This window comes from Sellimonas catena (assembly GCF_027924685.1).
GTDB lineage: Bacteria > Bacillota > Clostridia > Lachnospirales > Lachnospiraceae > Sellimonas > Sellimonas catena.
The window spans coordinates 149,285-167,162 of sequence record NZ_BSBO01000001.1 but is presented as its reverse complement, the minus strand read 5'-3'; the positions used below and the strand labels follow the sequence as shown (position 1 = coordinate 167,162).

9 protein-coding genes and 3 pseudogenes are annotated in these 17,878 nt (G+C 38.2%); 10 read left to right on the top strand and 2 right to left on the bottom strand.

Features of this window, described 5'->3' with window-relative positions; all coding sequences use genetic code 11:
* The first annotated feature begins 25 nt into the window (after window positions 1-25).
* The 9 genes and pseudogenes from Selli1_RS00840 to Selli1_RS00815 all read left to right on the top strand — a co-directional run bounded on the left by Selli1_RS00840 (window position 26) and on the right by Selli1_RS00815 (window position 15,069).
* The gene (locus tag Selli1_RS00840; RefSeq protein WP_117579922.1) at window positions 26-517 is read left to right on the top strand and encodes a PcfB family protein; all 492 of its coding nucleotides are present in this window, start codon (window positions 26-28) and stop codon (window positions 515-517) included.
* Window positions 514-2,400 (top strand): VirD4-like conjugal transfer protein, CD1115 family, encoded by a 1,887-nt coding sequence (locus Selli1_RS00835; protein ID WP_281872045.1) that lies wholly within the window; start codon window positions 514-516, stop codon window positions 2,398-2,400. Before Selli1_RS00840 ends, Selli1_RS00835 begins: the two co-directional genes overlap by 4 nt.
* A gap of 121 nt (window positions 2,401-2,521) precedes the next feature.
* A pseudogene (locus Selli1_RS18745) lies at window positions 2,522-3,817 on the top strand (amino acid adenylation domain-containing protein); the annotation flags it as partial.
* 48 nt (window positions 3,818-3,865) lie between these two features.
* Window positions 3,866-6,748, top strand: a pseudogene (locus tag Selli1_RS00830) (condensation domain-containing protein); the annotation flags it as partial.
* A gap of 54 nt (window positions 6,749-6,802) precedes the next feature.
* Window positions 6,803-8,311 (top strand): annotated as a pseudogene (locus Selli1_RS18635) (amino acid adenylation domain-containing protein); the annotation flags it as partial.
* Window positions 8,291-8,680, top strand: coding sequence for a phosphopantetheine-binding protein (locus Selli1_RS18630; protein ID WP_405595594.1), 390 nt, complete (start codon window positions 8,291-8,293; stop codon window positions 8,678-8,680). The pseudogene Selli1_RS18635 and the gene Selli1_RS18630, both read left to right, overlap by 21 nt.
* Window positions 8,680-13,005: a non-ribosomal peptide synthetase gene (locus Selli1_RS00825; RefSeq protein ID WP_281872041.1), complete on the top strand. Its 4,326-nt coding sequence runs from the start codon at window positions 8,680-8,682 to the stop codon at window positions 13,003-13,005. Before Selli1_RS18630 ends, Selli1_RS00825 begins: the two co-directional genes overlap by 1 nt.
* Window positions 13,002-14,078: a Gfo/Idh/MocA family oxidoreductase gene (locus tag Selli1_RS00820; RefSeq protein WP_015528476.1), complete on the top strand. Its 1,077-nt coding sequence runs from the start codon at window positions 13,002-13,004 to the stop codon at window positions 14,076-14,078. Before Selli1_RS00825 ends, Selli1_RS00820 begins: the two co-directional genes overlap by 4 nt.
* A 133-nt stretch (window positions 14,079-14,211) precedes the next feature.
* Window positions 14,212-15,069, top strand: a complete 858-nt coding sequence (locus Selli1_RS00815; protein WP_281872040.1) for a hypothetical protein — start codon at window positions 14,212-14,214, stop codon at window positions 15,067-15,069.
* Between the two features lie 64 nt (window positions 15,070-15,133).
* Here the strand turns inward: Selli1_RS00815 and Selli1_RS00810 are convergent, their stop codons facing one another.
* Window positions 15,134-15,442, bottom strand: coding sequence for an ArsR/SmtB family transcription factor (locus Selli1_RS00810; RefSeq protein WP_055039893.1), 309 nt, complete (start codon window positions 15,440-15,442; stop codon window positions 15,134-15,136).
* Between the two features lie 80 nt (window positions 15,443-15,522).
* On the opposite strand from Selli1_RS00810, the gene Selli1_RS00805 reads away from it, so the two are divergent.
* On the top strand, window positions 15,523-15,885 hold the full coding sequence (locus tag Selli1_RS00805; RefSeq protein ID WP_015528478.1) for an ArsR/SmtB family transcription factor: 363 nt from the start codon (window positions 15,523-15,525) through the stop codon (window positions 15,883-15,885).
* Window positions 15,886-15,992: 107 nt separating this feature from the next.
* On the opposite strand, the gene Selli1_RS00800 is transcribed toward Selli1_RS00805, so the two are convergent.
* On the bottom strand, window positions 15,993-17,846 hold the full coding sequence (locus tag Selli1_RS00800) for a heavy metal translocating P-type ATPase (protein ID WP_055039892.1): 1,854 nt from the start codon (window positions 17,844-17,846) through the stop codon (window positions 15,993-15,995).
* Between the last annotated feature and the right edge of the window lie 32 nt (window positions 17,847-17,878).

Below are 17,878 nucleotides of genomic sequence, written 5' to 3'. Positions count from 1 at the left end.
AAATCGCTGAAAGGAGGGAAAAGTCATGCAGGAAGAGGTAACTCAGAAAACGGTCACGTTCTGTATTCGGGCTACTAAAATTACGGCGGACCTGTTGAAAAAGGTTCTTGCTGCGTATCTGCGTCATCAAAAGCAGAAATCAGTAGAGAAGAAAGCACAGAAAAATCAGCCGAAACAGGGAAAGGTCACGGTAAAAGAGCTGGCAAAACAGAATGCCGGGATGGTCAATATCGAGATCACGGACAAAAATATCAAGTCCTTTGAACGGTATGCCAGAAAATACGGGATCAATTATGCTTTGAAAAAAGACAAGAGCAAAGAGCCTCCGGTTTATCTGGTATTTTTCAAGGGACGTGATCAGGATGCCCTAAATGCTGCTTTCCGTGAGTTTTCCCAGAAACAGATTCAAAAAGCGAATAAGCCTTCCATTCATAAGCGTCTTGCAGCTTACCGGGCAATGATGCCAAAGAAGACGAAGGACAAAGTAAAGAACCGGCATCAGGAGCAGAGCCGATGAAAAAGAAAAGCGGTAAAACTCTGATGCAGAAGTGGAAGAATAAAATCGGGGGTAAGCTGTCCGCCCTGGATAAAAAGAAACTGGTTCTTACAAATATCCCTTATGCTCTGGCTGCTTTCTATGCTGACCGGGCATTTTTTCTTTACCGGAACAGTCCGGGAGGAGATATGGGGAACAAACTATTATATGCAATGGAACACGCAGACCGGATTTTTGCTGGTTTTGTGTTAAGCAATAACTGGAAAGATCTGCTAGCAGGTATTGTTGTTGCAGCCGTTCTGAAAGTGTTGGTCTGGCAGAAACAGGCAGACGCAAAGAAATTACGGAAAGGCATCGAGTATGGTTCAGCCAGATGGGGAACCGCAGAGGATATCAAGCCTTATATGTCGGAAGATCCCTGGATGAATATTCCATTGACAGCAACAGAAGCATTGACTATGGAAAGTAGACCTAAACAGCCAAAGTATGCAAGAAATAAAAATATAGTGGTCATTGGCGGCAGTGGTTCCGGAAAAACTCGATTTTTCGTTAAGCCGTCAGTCATGCAGATGAACTGTTCCATGGTCATTACAGATCCGAAAGGCACTCTGATCGAGGAGTGCGGGAAGATGTTAGCAAAGGGACCACCTAAGAAAGATAAGAATGGAAGTATTATGAAAGATAAATCAGGAAAAGTGGTACACGAACCATATGTGATTAAGGTTCTGAATACTATCAACTTTTCCAAATCGCTTCATTACAATCCATTTGCTTATATACGGTCTGAAAAAGATATCCTGAAGCTGGTGACAACAATCATTGTAAATACCAAAGGCGAAGGGGAAAAAGCTTCCGAAGATTTTTGGGTGAAAGCAGAGAAATTGCTGTATACAGCACTGATTGCTTTTATCTGGTATGAAGGTGATGAAGAGGAAAAGAATCTGAATACTCTTCTGGATCTTTTGAATGAAAGCGAAACCCGTGAAGAGGATGAAACTTACCAGAATCCAGTGGATATGATGTTCCAGGAACTGGAAGAAAGAGATCCGCAGCACTTTGCGGTCAGACAGTATAAAAAATACAAAATGGCCGCCGGCAAAACGGCGAAGTCGATTTTGATATCCTGTGGAGCCAGACTTGCCCCATTTGATATCGCAGAACTTCGTGAGATCATGTCTTACGATGAAATGGAACTGGATAAGATCGGGGATAGGAAAACAGCCTTGTTCTTGATTATGTCCGACACAGATACAACCTTTAACTTTGTGATTGCCATGTTACAGTCACAGCTTTTCAATCTGCTTTGCGATAAGGCAGATGATGAATATGGTGGAAGACTTCCGGTGCATGTGCGTGTCATCGCTGATGAGTTTGCCAACATCGGACAAATTCCTCAGTTTGACAAGCTGATCGCAACTATCCGAAGCAGGGAAATCTCTGCTTCTATTATTTTGCAGTCACAGAGTCAGTTAAAGGCAATGTATAAGGATAGTGCAGATACCATTCTGGGCAACTGTGATACGACTTTATTCCTTGGTGGGAAAGAGAAGACCACATTAAAGGAAATGAGTGAGCTTCTGGGTAAGGAAACCATTGACCTGTATAACACTTCGGAGACGAGGAGTAATCAGAAGTCTTTTGGATTGAATTACCAGAAAACAGGCAAACAGCTGATGACAGAAGATGAGATTGCAGTCATGGATGGAGGAAAATGTATCCTGCAGATCCGTGGTGCCAGACCATTTTTCTCGGACAAATATGATATCACGAAACACAAAAACTATCGGCTTCTTGCAGATGAAAACGAGAAGAACCGATACAAAGTTGAGAAAGAGTTAAATCCGCAGTACACACCGAAATCTGAAGAAGAGGTGGAAGTAATTCATGTAGAACTGTCGGAGTAACCTTGGGAATGAACGAAAAATAATGAGGAAAGGAATAACTGACATTAGGTGCGCCGGCTTTTTAGTCGGTGTTTTTTCATTCCCGTAAACACCTGAAAAAAGTCAGTTTTGGTGAATGTATATGGCGTTTTTTAGCAGTGCAATTACAACTTTAAAAACTCTTGTAGTCGCAATCGGTGCAGGTCTTGGCGTGTGGGGTGTCGTAAACCTTCTGGAAGGATATGGGAATGACAATCCCGGCGCTAAGAGCCAGGGCATCAAACAGATTATTTCTATTTTGGGTATTTTGGCTGCAGGAGCTGGATATATACCTATCAATGTTAATCAGCCTTTGAGCAGACGGGAAAGGATTTATAGTAAGTCAGATATAAAGTTTGCTATTACAGATACAAGACTGAAAAAGGAACTGGAGTGGCCAGAAACTGTTACGGTGTTGGATGTTATGGAGGCAGATGCATATGAACCGCTAAATACTATTGAAAATTATCCGGATAGTAATACTGCTTATGTAATTTTTACTTCTGGCTCTACAGGAGAACCTAAAGGAGTGGAAATTGCTCACTTTGCTGCTGTCAATACAATTGAGACAATTAATAAACAGTACAGGGTATCTGCTGACGATAAAATCATTGCTGTTTCATCCTATGATTTTGACTTATCAGTATATGACATTTTTGGAATCTTGAGTGCGGGTGGTACATTGATTTTAATTAAAGACAGTAATAGTAGAGATGCAGAAGTATGGTTGGATATTGCTGAGCGCCATAGTGTGACATTGTGGAATTCTGTTCCGACTTTATTGAATATGCTGTTAATCGTAGCGGAAGGAAAGGGAAAAGAAATTCCTTCATTAAGATTGGCTATGCTTTCTGGTGACTGGATTGGCATGGATATTCCAGAAAGATTAAATCACGTTGCAAAAAATTCTCATCTTTTATCTATGGGTGGAGCCACGGAAGCTTCAATTTGGTCCAATTTTTTTGATGTAGAATTGCCAGTACCAGAGGAATGGAGTTCTATACCATATGGAAAACCGTTGAAAAATCAGTATTACAGAGTAGTGGATTCAAAAGGAAGAGATTGCCCAACATGGGTACCAGGAGAATTATGGATTGGAGGTACCGGTGTAGCAAAAGGATATATCGGGGACTCCGAAATTACAGATAAAAGTTTCGTTAATTGGAATGAAAATCGCTGGTATAAGACTGGAGATCTTGGGCGTTATTGGGCTGATGGAAATATTGAATTTCTTGGAAGAAAAGATTTTCAGGTAAAAATTCGTGGACACAGGATTGAATTGGGAGAAATTGAAGCTGCGATGAATAAATACCCTGGTGTTAAGAAATCGGTAGCAGCAGCTGTTGGTGATGTTCAGGGGAATAAATACTTGGCAGGATATATTATTCCAGAAAACGGGTACCCGGAAAGTCTTTTTGATGTCAATAAAGTGTCGGATACTGATTTGATGTATAAATGGGATAGACTTTGGGCTGATTTAAAAGAAGGTGTGGCAGAAGTAACTGCAGAAAATAACGTGCAGGAATATTTGACACTTGCAAACTGCCTTGATGAAGTCAGCAGAGAGTATATGTATTCTCTTATGCGTACATTAGGTATTTGGGTGGAACCTGGAACAAAATATAAACTTTCGGCGCTGCTTATGAGTGCGGGAATAGATTTATCCTATCAGGAGTTAATTCAGCAATGGGTAAATGAATTGGTAAAAATTGGGCGAATACTCGCGGAAGAAGATTATTTTGTAAATTGTTCTAGTCCAAAAGAAATGGATAGAGTTGCGTTTATTGAAAAATATCCGGAGTGGAAACATGAAATCGACGATGCGTTGAAGTATTTAGAACAGTTCAAAAAATACTGCCATGCGATTATGACAGGAAATATGGATACGCCACAGCTTCTTGCAAAAGAAGATTATATATCTCCAGATGCCTATATGGCAACACTGCCTGGAGCTATTGAATGCAAGCGGACAATAAAAAATATATTGTCCTTTCAGAAAAAAGAGGGTACTGCTGGTCAGACCGTTAGAATTATGGAATTAGGTGCAAGAAATTTGGGGCTGACTTCGGAATTATTGGATTGTATGGATGGTATAGAATATGAATATGTGTGTACAGACGCATCTTCTTATTATCTTAACCAAGCAAAAGAAAAATTCAAAAATAATTCCAGAGTACATTATGAGAATCTGGATATAAATTCAGCTCCTAATACACAAGGACTTGCAATGCATTATTTTGATGTAGTTCTTGCAGTAAGTACATTGCATCGTTGCAGAGATATTAAAGCATCCTTAAAATATGCAGGCGAATATCTGCGAGCAGGCGGATTGTTAATTCTTCTTGAAACTACAGAGAATACAATTTTACAACATGTAAGTACCGGAATATTAGAAAAAGGTTTTTCAACTGTTACAGATGAGAGGAAAGGCACTGGAAAACCATTATTAACAAAAGACCAATGGAGTGATGCGGTTCTTAAATGCGGATTTGCAAAGGTTAATACAGCCCCAAATGATCAGCTTGATTTACCGATTTATAATCAGGGAGTTATTGTAGCGTTGGCTCAACCAGAAACATATGCTTTTAATTCTACAAAATTGAAAGCATATTTAGAGAACATGATCCCATCGTATATGATTCCTACAGCATTTATGGAAATAGATAAATTTCCATTATCTGCAAATGGTAAAGTTGATAGAAAGGCCCTCCCTGTTCCAGTCGGTGAGACGAGAGAAAATGCAAAGGATCAATTTCAGGAACCGGAAACTGCTGTAGAAAAAGAATTGGCTGCAATTTGGAAAACAGTATTACATACTGAAAATATTAGCAGGAATGACAATTACTTTGAATTGGGAGGAGACTCTCTTCTTGCTACGCAGTTAAATGCAGAAATTAACAAAAAGTTCAACATTAACTTATCGCTGGAAAAGATTTTCTCAAATCCAATTTTTGCAGAACAGGCAATAAGTATTGCATCCATGTTAGAAGATTGTGAAGTAAAAAATATGAATGCAGAAAAACTTGAAATGGTTTCTCCGAAACCAAAGGAATGGGGAGAACCGTTCCCATTGACGGATGTTCAGCAGTCATACTGGCTGGGAAGAAACGGTGGATTTGCTTTAGGAGATGTATCAACGCATTGCTATTTTGAAATGGATTGTGGTGGATTAGATACGGATTTGGCGGAAGAAAAATGGAGAAGATTGATTTTGCGCCATGGAATGATGCGAGCAGTATTTTTGAATGACGGTCAGAATCAGAAAATATTGAGTAATGTTCCAGAGTATGAAATAAAAGTATATGATTTGGCCTCACAGGAAGAGACTGTAGACGAGAAACTCGAATCAATCAGGAAAGAGATGGCATATCAGATTTTTGATACTTCTAAGTGGCCGTTATTTGATGTAAGATTTTCAAAACTTCCGGGAGGAAATGTACGCTTACATATTAGTTTTGACAACATTATTTTTGATGGCTGGAGTATGTTCCTGATTTTACGGGAATGGAAAATGTTATATGACAATCCGGAAAAGGAAGTTGAACCGCTTGATTTATCTTTTAGAGATTATGTTCTGGCATATGAAGATATTAAGAAAACTGAGTTTTATAAGAGAGATGAAGAATATTGGCAGAAGAGACTTCCAGATATTTTCCCGGCTCCCGAATTGCCAGTTATAAAAGAAAATGGGAATACGGCAGTACAGAAATTTATTCGTTATGAGTCAAAATTGACTGGTAGCCAATGGTCAGCGATTAAAAATATGGCTTCTCAGAATGGCCTGACAGCCTCCGGAGTATTGATGACAGCTTATGCCGAAGTGCTTGGAAGATGGAGCAAATCTCAAAAATTTACAATTAATTTGACGAGATTTAATCGGTTGCCTATTCATAATCAAATCATGGATGTGGTTGGAGACTTTACTTCGCTTACATTGTTATCAATAGATAATACAGCAGGGAAATCATTCTTAGAACGGTGTAAGAATCTGCAGCAACAGCTATGGTCTGATCTGGCACATCCATATTACAGTGGCGTGGAGTTGGAACGGGAAATTAGCAAAAAGCAGGAAATACGCAACGCGGCCATCATGCCTATCGTATTTACAAGCGGGCTTGGAATTAAACAGGGTGGCAGCAATGAACAAGAAGAATATTTTGGCGAAATGGTTTATGGCCTTTCACAAACACCACAGGTATGGATTGACCATCAGGTAACAGAACAAAATGAGCGCCTTGTTTTGACTTGGGATGCCGTACAGGATATTTTCCCGGCAGGTGTGTTAGATGAAATGTTTGCGGCATATATTTCACTTTTAGAAGTGCTTTCTACAGAACAGGAAGCATGGAATCGTGAATCAAATTCTCTTGTTCAAATTCCAAATATGGAAAATAGGGAATTGGCAAATTCCGTAAATGGTAAGATTCCGGATGAAACATTAATCTCTTTAGTTGAAAAAAGCATGAAAGAGAATCCAGAGCGGATTGCGATTATTAATAATGAAAGAAAATTATCCTATGGTGAACTGGAACGGTATTCTACCGGGATCGGACATATTTTACAGCGTGAAAATGTGGAAAGAAACTCTTTGGTGGCTATTGTGATGGAAAAAGGCTGGGAACAAATTGTAGCGGCAATCTCCATATTAAAGGCAGGAGCAGCATACTTACCAATTGATCCTTCATTCCCGGAGGAAAGAGTACATCTTCTTTTGAAAAATGCATCTGTCAAGGTAGTATTGACACAGGAAAAAGTAAACAGAGAGGTAAACTGGCCGGAAGATACAACAATAATCTGTGTTGATGGTGTGGATGTAGAGAGCATAGATACTACAGATTTTGAGAGTATTGCAACGGGTAATGATTTGGCTTATGTAATTTATACATCAGGTTCAACAGGAATGCCGAAAGGTGTAATGATCGAACATCGGGCTGCCGTTAATACAATTATAGATGTAAATGAACGCTTCGCAGTTGGGAAGGATGATAAATGTATTGCACTATCAAATCTGAATTTTGATTTGTCAGTCTATGATATTTTTGGACTTTTGATTGCAGGAGGTACAGTGGTAATTCCTGATGCAAAACAGGTAAAAGAACCGCAGCACTGGTTGGAAATCATGCAGGAAAATAAAATCACTGTTTGGAACAGCGTACCGGCATTCATGCAGATGTTCATGGAATTTCTTTCAACAAAACCGGATACAAAATTACCATTGCGGGTAGTTATTATGAGCGGAGACTGGATTCCTATGGAATTGCCAGAAATGATAAAAATGCATTCAGAATCTGTAAGAATGATAAGTATGGGTGGAGCAACTGAAGCATCTATTTGGTCTAATTACTATGAAGTTGAATCCGTAAAGGATGGTTGGACAAGTATTCCTTATGGAAAGCCATTAACTAATCAGAAATTTTATGTTCTGGATCAGGAAATGAATGACTGCCCGAACTGGGTGGCAGGCAGATTGTTTATTGCCGGCGAAGGATTGGCTCGTGGTTATTGGAAGGACCGTAAAAGAACGGAGGAAAGATTCATCAATCATCCAGTTACTCATGAGAGATTGTATTATACCGGTGATTTAGGACGTTACTGGCCTGATGGAAACATTGAATTCTTAGGAAGAGAAGACACTCAAGTTAAGGTTAGAGGACATCGTATTGAACTGGGAGAAGCAGAAAATGTTTTATTAACACATGAGCTTATCAAGAGTGCTGTTGTGGTTGTAGAAGAAGATAAAAGCGGATTGGCAGCGGCAGTTGTTTTGAATGAGGATTCTGATTGTTGCGATAATAAGAACGTGGAAAAGATTCTTCACGAATACTTAGGCAAGAAACTTCCTGAATATATGGTTCCGGGAAAAATACTTGTGATGGAGCAGTTGCCTTTGAGTGTTAATGGTAAGGTTGATAGAAAAGCTTTAAGAAAAATTCTTGGAGGCTATCAGGGACAGATCTCGGAAGAAAAGAAAAAGGAAGCACCGCAGGGAGAATTAGAAGTGAAGATTGCTGCTATATGGGAAAGAGTTTTAGGAACTAAGGAAATTTCACGAGATGATGATTTCTTTATGTGCGGGGGAGATTCTTTGAAGGCAGTGAAGATTATTTCTGAATTAAATGCGACAGAAGGCCTGCCGAATGACTTGGCTATTCAAACGTTATTTGCGTTACCAACTGTTGCACTTCTCGCAGAACAGATTGAAAAGTTGGTTTCTTTATTAGACGTAGAAGAAAATACAGAATACGAAGAAGGAGTTTTATAATGATGGAGGATTTAATTAAAGCATATGAAGACCGGGGTGTGAAATTCTGGGTTGAAAATGGTCAGTTAAAATTTAAAGCGCCGTCAGGAACATTAAATGCTGAAGATAAAGTAAAACTGCGAAATGTGAAAGAAAAATTGATTGAATATTATGAGAGAAAGGATAAGTCCGCGCTCAAAGCGGACTTATCCAAACGATATGAACCGTTTCCTCTTACAGGTATTCAGTCTGCCTATTTACTTGGCAGAAATCATAATTATGAATATGGCGGTGTTGGATGCCATGCATATTTTGAATTGTCAATGCCTCATATGGATGCAGAAAGGTTGGAGAGTGCTTGGCATAAAGTGATTATGCGGCATGATATGTTACGTGCTGTTTTTCTTCAAAATGGTACACAGAAGATTTTGGAGCATGTTGACTTGCCGAAACTTACCTATTTTAATATGAAGGAAGCTGGAGCCGAAACTACGGATTCAAAACTTAATGAAATCAGGGCTGAGTTGGCGCATAAGCAGTATCAGGCGGACTGTTGGCCACTTTTTGATCTGTATCTGACAGACACGATTGATAAGAGTATTCTTCATTTTTCTATTGATATGCTGTTATCTGATTTTATTAGTATGAAGACTATATTGAATGATTTGGATGCATTCTATTACGAAGATGGAAAAAATCTGAAACCTCTGCAGGTATCATTCAGGGATGTACTGGTATATCAAAAAGAACATGAAAATGATGAAGAAGTGCGTACGAAAAAAGATCGGGATTGTGAGTATTGGAAAAAGCGGTTGCAGAACTTCCCAGATGCACCGGAACTGCCGATTTTACCAGAATCGAAATGTGAAAAAGTTACTTTTACACAATACAGACATTTCATTACGCCGGAAAATTGGAGCAAATTATGTGAAAAGGCGAGAATGCAGAGGCTTACTCCCTCGGGAGTAGTTTTATCCGCATATGCAGAGATTATTGGACGTTGGTCAAAAAGAAAAGATTTCTGTATAGACATTACCATATTAAACAGACCGTCAATACATTCTCAAATTAATGAAATCGTGGGAGACTTTACTGAGGTAGATATTTTGGAAATCAGTCCCGAATATCCAAGTAATTTTGTTGAAAGGACACGCAAAATTCAAAATCAGTTATGGGAAGATATTAGTCACAGCGCATTTACCGGTATTGATGTATTGCGGGAAATTAACAGGCAAAGCGAAAAGAAAGCTATTATTCCGGTTGTATACACAAGCACAGTGGGAGCGGCTGATTCCGAACAGCAGGAAAACTGGGAGTTTATGAGAAATTCCCGTATTACTTATAAAATAAGTCAAACGCCTCAAGTATGGATAGACTGTCAGGTGTCAGAAGATAATGGTGGAGTTTTAATCAATTGGGATGTAAGGGATGGTGTATTTCCTGAAGGATTTGTTAATGATGCTTTCGAAGCTTTTTCCCTGCTTATTGAACGGTTATGTACAAATTTGAAGGTATGGGAACAGGTACATCCGGTAGAATTACCTTTGAAGACCGGAAAAGTAAGAAAATCCGTAAATAAAACAGAAAAAGACCTGCCTGATAAAATGCTTCATGAGGGATTTTACAACTGTTTACAGAATTGTCCGGATGAGATTGCGTTGATTGCAGCCGAGGGAACATTTTCTTATAAAGAATTAGGATCATATGTTGCCGGAATTCAAAATGAACTGTGTAAGTCTGGATTCCGTAAAGGGGATTTTGTTGCAATATCTGCTGATAAAGGGATGTGGCAGATTGCAGCAGTATTGGCTGTTTTATTTTCTGGAGGAGTCTATTTACCCTTTGATGTGTCACAGCCAATTGCAAGGCAGAATAAAATTTTGGAAAAGTCCGGAACAAAATATTTGATTACGAATAAAAAGTATCAATCGCTTGAGTGGAAAGAGCACATTGTCGTTTTGGCAGCAGAAGATATTAACAGAACGGAACAAGCACTTACTATAGTTGAAATTCCATTGGAAAATCCGGCCTATATTATACATACATCAGGGACCACCGGTGACCCCAAGGGGGTTGTCATTAGTCATAAAGCAGCAGTTAATACAATTGAGGATATTAATTCCAGATTTGATATTAACAGTGCTGACAGAATGTTTGGTTTGGCCAATTTAGCATTTGATCTTTCTGTTTATGACATTTTTGGTGCATTTAATGCGGGAGCAGCGTTGGTACTTCCTGATCCTGAAAAGCAAAAAGATCCATATTACTGGGTTGAAACTATTAAAAAGAATGAAATTACTGTATGGAACTCGGTTCCGGCTCAAATGCAGATGTTAGTCTCTGTATTGGAAAGCAGAGGTGTTTCAGGCGATTTCCCATTAAAGGTGGTTCTGTTATCAGGAGACTGGATTCCTGTAACCCTTCCGGATCAGATTCATACATCTTGTAAAAAAGCTAAAGTTGTTAGTCTGGGTGGTGCTACAGAAGCTGCAATTTGGTCAATTTATCATGAAATAGAGGAAGTACCGGATGGCGCAGTAAGTATACCTTATGGAAAGCCGCTTGCAAATCAGAAATTCTATGTGTTGAATGAAAAAATGGAACAATGCCCGGATTGGGTACCTGGAGATTTATATATCGGTGGTAAGGGTCTTGCTCTTGAGTATTTGAATAAACCGGAAGAAACGAATGCACACTTTATGTATGATGAACAGTTACAGGAAAGAATATATAAAACTGGAGATATTGGTCGATATTGGCCAGATGGAACAATTGAATTTATGGGGAGGGAAGATACCCAGGTAAAAATTCATGGACATAGGATCGAATTGAGTGAGATTGAGAGTGCATTATTAAGTAATACATTAGTGAAGACGGCTGTTGCCGTGATTGTTGGTAAACGTCCGCAAGATTATAAGATCGTCGCTTTTGTTGAGGGGAATATTGAAGTTTCGGAACTTACTGAATATATTAAAACACAGGTGCCGGAATATATGGTTCCATCAAGATTTGAAGTAAACGAGAAAATTCCGTTGTCTGCAAATGGAAAAGTTGAAAGGAAAGCTTTGAAAAAATTAGCAGAGACATACTTCCAAAATACTGGTAAATGTGAAATGCCGCCACATGAAGGATTGGAGAAAGAGATAGCTGAATTATGGAAAACTCTATTAAAGATTGATAGAGTAAATCGAACAGATAATTTCTATGACATTGGTGGCGATTCATTATTAGTTGCTCAGGCTGTGTCAAAAACAAAGGAAGCTATTAATGTGGCCAAGGATGTAGAATGGGATAGATTAATGATTGGAATGCTTCAAAATCCAACTATTATGGATTTTGCACAATTTTTAAATTCTGTTCAAATAGGTACTTCGCATGAGGAAAACGAAATATCTGAAACACCATTGAATATCATCGCAGATATTCCAGAAGGTGGAGAAGTGATGAAAGTTTTCTTCCCGGGTGGAATTGGCTTCCTTCAGCAATTTAATACTTTATTCCAAATTCTTGTGAATAATCCGGAGCGAACAGAAGGCATTGCAGCATTTAACTATACAGAGGATAAGGAATACCTGGATTCTGAAGAAAAAGATCATATTGTAACAATTGGAAGACGCTATGCAGATTTACTTTTGAATAGTGGTTATAGAAAATTTAAGTTAATTGGATACTGTATGGGTGGATTAGTTGCAATTGAAGCTGCAAGAGCTCTTTTAGAAGCAGGCGCAGAGGTTTTACCGGTAGTAACGATTGATACAATTCCGATTGTTCTCGAAATGGAGGGCGACTTGTTGATGGAACGAAGCTATGGATTAATGGTCGGTGCGGATGTATCAAAAGCAGGTCATGTTAAGCGTGATGAATTAGTACAGATGGCACTTGAATTATTGAAGGATCATAACAATGGTTTTATTGAAGAGGATGCAATATTAGGTCTGACAGGAGAGTTGCCGGAACTGGCAGCTTGCTATAAAAAACAAAAAACACTTTCAAAAAGAGAGCGTATGGAGAACTTAAAAAATGCAATTCCAGAAAATAGTATGCAGCTATCCAGTGAGGATATGAACCGATTTGATGAACTTTTTGAAATTTACAAGAGGAATTATCGGTGTGCGATTGGTTATACACCGAAACCGTTCGCGGGAGATTTACAGGCATTGAGTTGTATGGATGACCATTCTCCATTTGTTCCTGTAATGAAACCGGGAACAGAGGCATTTCTTAGTAAATGTGCACTTGGAAATTTAGAGGTTCTGCCAATAGGAGGAAATCATTTAAGCTGTTTAATGACACCTAATGTTGAAGGAATGGCGAATTTGTTGGATGGGAAAGGAGAACGGGTATGAATACATATGAGAAACCATTAAAAGTGCTTGTATGCGGAACTAACTTCGGTAGAGTATATTTAAAAGGGCTGGAGCGATGTGGCGACAAATTTAAGATTGCAGGTATTTTTTCTCATGGAAGCACACAATCAAAGCAAGAAGCAGAAAAATATGGAGTTCCATTGATTACAGATCTTAATGAGGTAAGCAAAAAAGATTTTGATATGGCTTGTGTTGTCATTCGTTCTACTGCAGTTGGAGGAAAAGGGACAGAGATTGCCGGTGCGTTACTTGAAAAGGGAATACATGTAATACAGGAGCATCCGGTGCATTATAATGATATTGTGAAACTTCTTAAAGTAGCAAAGGAGAATAACTGTGTATATCAGGTTAATAGTTTTTATCCCAATGTGAAGAATGTACAGGAATTCATCGTCAAGTCAAATAAATTACTTAAAAAGAGCAGACCGACATATATTGATGCGACTTGTAGTACTCAGGTATTATTCCCGATGATCAGTATTCTTGGAAAAGCATTAAGTGGATTCCATACATGGAAATTGCAGACAATCGATTCAGTAAATAGCAAATTTCCGTTTAAAGTTCTTAGTGGAGAAATCAGAGGGATTCCCGCTATTGTAAAGATTCAGAATCAGCTTGACCCGAAGGACCCGGACAATAATGGGTTTCTATTACATAGAATTGTATTAGGAACGACAGAAGGAAGTTTATGCTTGGATAATTCAAATGGCCTCGTTATTTGGAATCCTCAAATGTATGTGCCACATGCAGAGGGTGTTTTGGATATGTATGGAAATAATAGTTACGTAGAGCTTCCAGTAAGTGAAGTTGCGGACGGAGTTAGAAATACAACATATGCAGAAGTATATAAAGAATTGTGGCCTGAGGGAATCGTATGCGCATTAAATGATTTTGCAAGAGCTATTACAGATAATTCTCAAAAGAATATAATGGCGCAGCAGATGTTGACTATAAGTGAAATCTGGAAAGACTTATCAGAAAAAATCGGCAGTCCTCAATTAATAGTAACTCCGGAGAGAAATGGGATTCGCTTAGCTGATATTGCAGAATAATTATTATAATTTGATTTAGGTAAGAACAGCATTGAATATATGCACTTGGTGGTAATTCAATGCTGTTCTTTTTTTGGAAAAAATGTTATAATATTTTTAATTTATTAATTGTTATCGTAAGTGGGAAATTGATATGAAAATATTATCGGATCGATTGGCGTTAGTACTTGCGGAATATAGTGAATTACCTTCAAGTGTTCAAAAAGTTATAGACGGGAATAATAAAAAGGACATAAATATGAAAGGAGTTTTACGTCTTTATAAATGTGGAGACAAATATCTATACGTGTTACCAGAATTATTTGAAAAATCGGAATTAACCTCAATATATGGCAATCGAATAGATCGATGCAATGAAGATAGTTTTGATACATTACTGTATCATTATTTTTCTTGGTTGAATCTTCCTATGGATGAGACATCTCTAACAACATATGTAAAGGGGCTCGAAACCTATACAAAGAGTATGTGCATCGAAGATACTTGGCACATATTAAATCTTGCAATACAATGTTTGGAGAATTCTTACAATTTTAATTTTAGTGCAGTATTAACGTTTTATGCATTAATCGAAATTTTGATTTTGACCGATAAAGAAAAAAGAGGTAAAGGGAATTTTATTCGTGAAGAGTGTAGTAGAAAGCTGCCACAATTTTTAAAAAAGGATATTATAACATATTTAGGATTACAACCATTCATCAATAAAGATCTGTCAGAAAAAGATATTTTTGATAAGTTGACGCATATAAGGCATAAAGTAATTCATGGTATTCTTAAAGAGGCCAGAGAAATTTTGAGAGAATTATTTCCTATGCGGAAGGGGGAATATGGTGGAGCTACTGAAGATGCTGAGAGTTCAGTATTTCAAGATCAATTGAGGTGTTTAAATTGCCTAATCAGATTAGTGCTTGTTAATATTTTGATGGAATGGATGCATGATCCGAACAATCTGTTGCAAATAAAGAATAGAGATTATATCGAGACCGATTAAGAAAATGAAGGGCTGCGTTTTATAGCAGCCCTTATATCTCCCAATATGCTTTATTAGAGAGCATTCACTCTTTTTCTGATATATGCTCTAGTGTTTGCGCTAGAATCCATTTCACATGATCGTCGCTTAATCGATAAAATATATTCTTTCCAGATCTTCTTGATTTAACCAAATGGGCGGAACGTAGTGACTTTAATTGATGTGAAATGGCTGATTCATTAAAATCCATTTTATATGCCAATTCACTTACACAAAGTTCGCCCTCCATTAAAAACCATAGTATTTTCATTCTGGTTAGATCGCCCATAGCTCGGTATAATTTAGTGAGTTGTTCTATTTCGATGCTGGATGGAATATTATTTTCTATTTTCAAATAATCACCTCTTTCCCCTATATATATTGACAATCTTTAAGTCAAGAACTATCATAAGATTGATAGTAGGAGGAGATATAATGTCACATTACAACTTACCTCATAATCACGGTCAAAGTATTGATCGTGTGTTAGAGAATATGCCAACTACTGAAAGTTTTCAAGAAGTGTCTATTCTTTTTCAGCAGCTTGGTGATGGGAGCCGGTTACGAATATTATGGCTTCTTTGTCATTGCGAGGAATGCGTTACTAATATTGCGGCAGCGTTGAATATGAGCAAACCTGCTGTGTCCCACCACCTAAGGACACTAAAGGATAATAAACTGATTGAAAGCAGGCGTGAAGGAAAGGAAGTGTACTATAAAATATCAAGTACAAATCAGGCGCATTTCCTTCATGAAGCTATAGATGCCATGTTTGAAATGTCTTGTCCCATAGAGTAGTGTAAATGCGCTGCATTTCAATAGTCGTATTGAAATGCAGCGCATTGTTTAAACATTGTTTTCTTATAGGTAGTTGGCATTATAGAGAATTGTTTAGTTTTAATTCTCTAATTATATTTTTTGACATTCATAGCGCGTATGGCATTAAGAATGGCAATAACAGATACACCTACATCAGCGAAAACAGCAGCCCACATAGAAGCATAACCGATAGCACCTAAAAACAATACGAGAAATTTTACTGCTAAAGCAAAAACAATATTCTCATGAGCTATACGAAGTGTTTTTCGGGCAATCTTTATTACAGTAGCAATTTTTGATGGTTCATCGGTCATTAATACTACATCAGCAGCCTCAATAGCGGCATCGGAACCAAGGCCGCCCATAGCAATTCCTACATCGGCTCTTGCCAGAACAGGGGCATCATTAATTCCGTCTCCAACAAATGCCAGACTGGTTTTATCATTTTTGCCTGACAAAAGACGTTCTACGCGTTCTACTTTGTCAGCAGGTAGCAATTCAGTATATGCATGATCAAGTCCAAGTTTTGATGCAACTTTTTGACCAACTGCGTCAGAGTCGCCTGTCAGCATGATTGTTTGACGAACTCCACAGCTTTTCAGTGAAGTTATTGCTTCCGCCGCATCAGGCTTGATTTCATCCTCGATAACGATATGTCCCCAATACTTATTATCAACGGCAATGTAAATCAGCGTGCCGACATCTGAAGTATAAGGAATAGTAATTCCTTCAAGTTCCATTAATTTTGTATTACCAGCAAATACTGATTGACCATCAATAATAGCATGAACACCATGTCCGGCAATTTCCTGAACATCTTGAATTCTGGATGAATCGATCACTTTGTTGTAAGCCTTCTTAATGGATTGTGATATTGGATGGTTCGAGTAATCTTCCGCATATGCGGCAATCTCAAGTAATTGATCTTTAGAAACACCTTCTGTACGAAGTTCTGTTACGGCAAAAGATCCTTTTGTTAATGTGCCCGTCTTATCAAATACTACGATTTCTGTGTTGGCTAGTATTTCCAAGTAATTGCTTCCCTTTACCAAGACACCACTCTTAGAGGCACCACCGATACCGCCAAAAAAGCTGAGTGGAATTGAAATAACTAATGCACACGGGCAGGAAATAACCAAAAATGTTAATGCACGATATATCCATGCCATAAATGGCTGACCGGTTATTAAGGGAGGTAAGATTGCTAAAGCAAGAGCACCAATAACAACAGCAGGTGTATAATACTTCGCAAATCTTGTTATAAAGTTCTCCGTTTTAGCTTTTTTATCACTGGCATTTTCCACTAAGTCAAGTATTTTGGATACGGTTGATTCTCCAAATTCTTTTGTGGTTCTGATATGCAGAATACCAGTTTGATTGATGCAACCGCTGATAACATCCATTCCGGCTTCTACGTCACGTGGCATAGATTCACCTGTAAGAGCAGAAGTGTCTAAAGTAGATGTTCCTTTAAGTATTGTTCCGTCTAAAGGAATTCTCTCGCCAGGTCGGACGATGATAATGTCGCCTACTTTGACCTCTTCTGGGTCCACTTGTTGCAGCTCTCCGTTTCGCTCTACATTTGCATAGTCAGGTCTTATATCCATAAGATTTGTAATAGATTTTCGGGATTTACTTACGGCATAGGATTGAAACCATTCACCAATTTGATAAAATAGCATAACCGCAACACCTTCTGAGTATTCTCCGAGAACAAGAGCGCCGACAGTTGCAATCGTCATTAAAAAGTTTTCATCAAAAATCTGTCCATGTGTAATATTTGTAATGGCTTTCCATACTATATCCCAACCAATAACGGCATAGCATAACAAATATAGTGTTAATTGAGGAATTCCTTCAAGTGGAAGAAATATGCCTGCAATATATATGACAGCCGCAATGATAATTCGGGTAAGTAATTTTTTTTGCCGTTTAGTCATTCATTTCCACTCCTTTCAATAAAAAATATCAG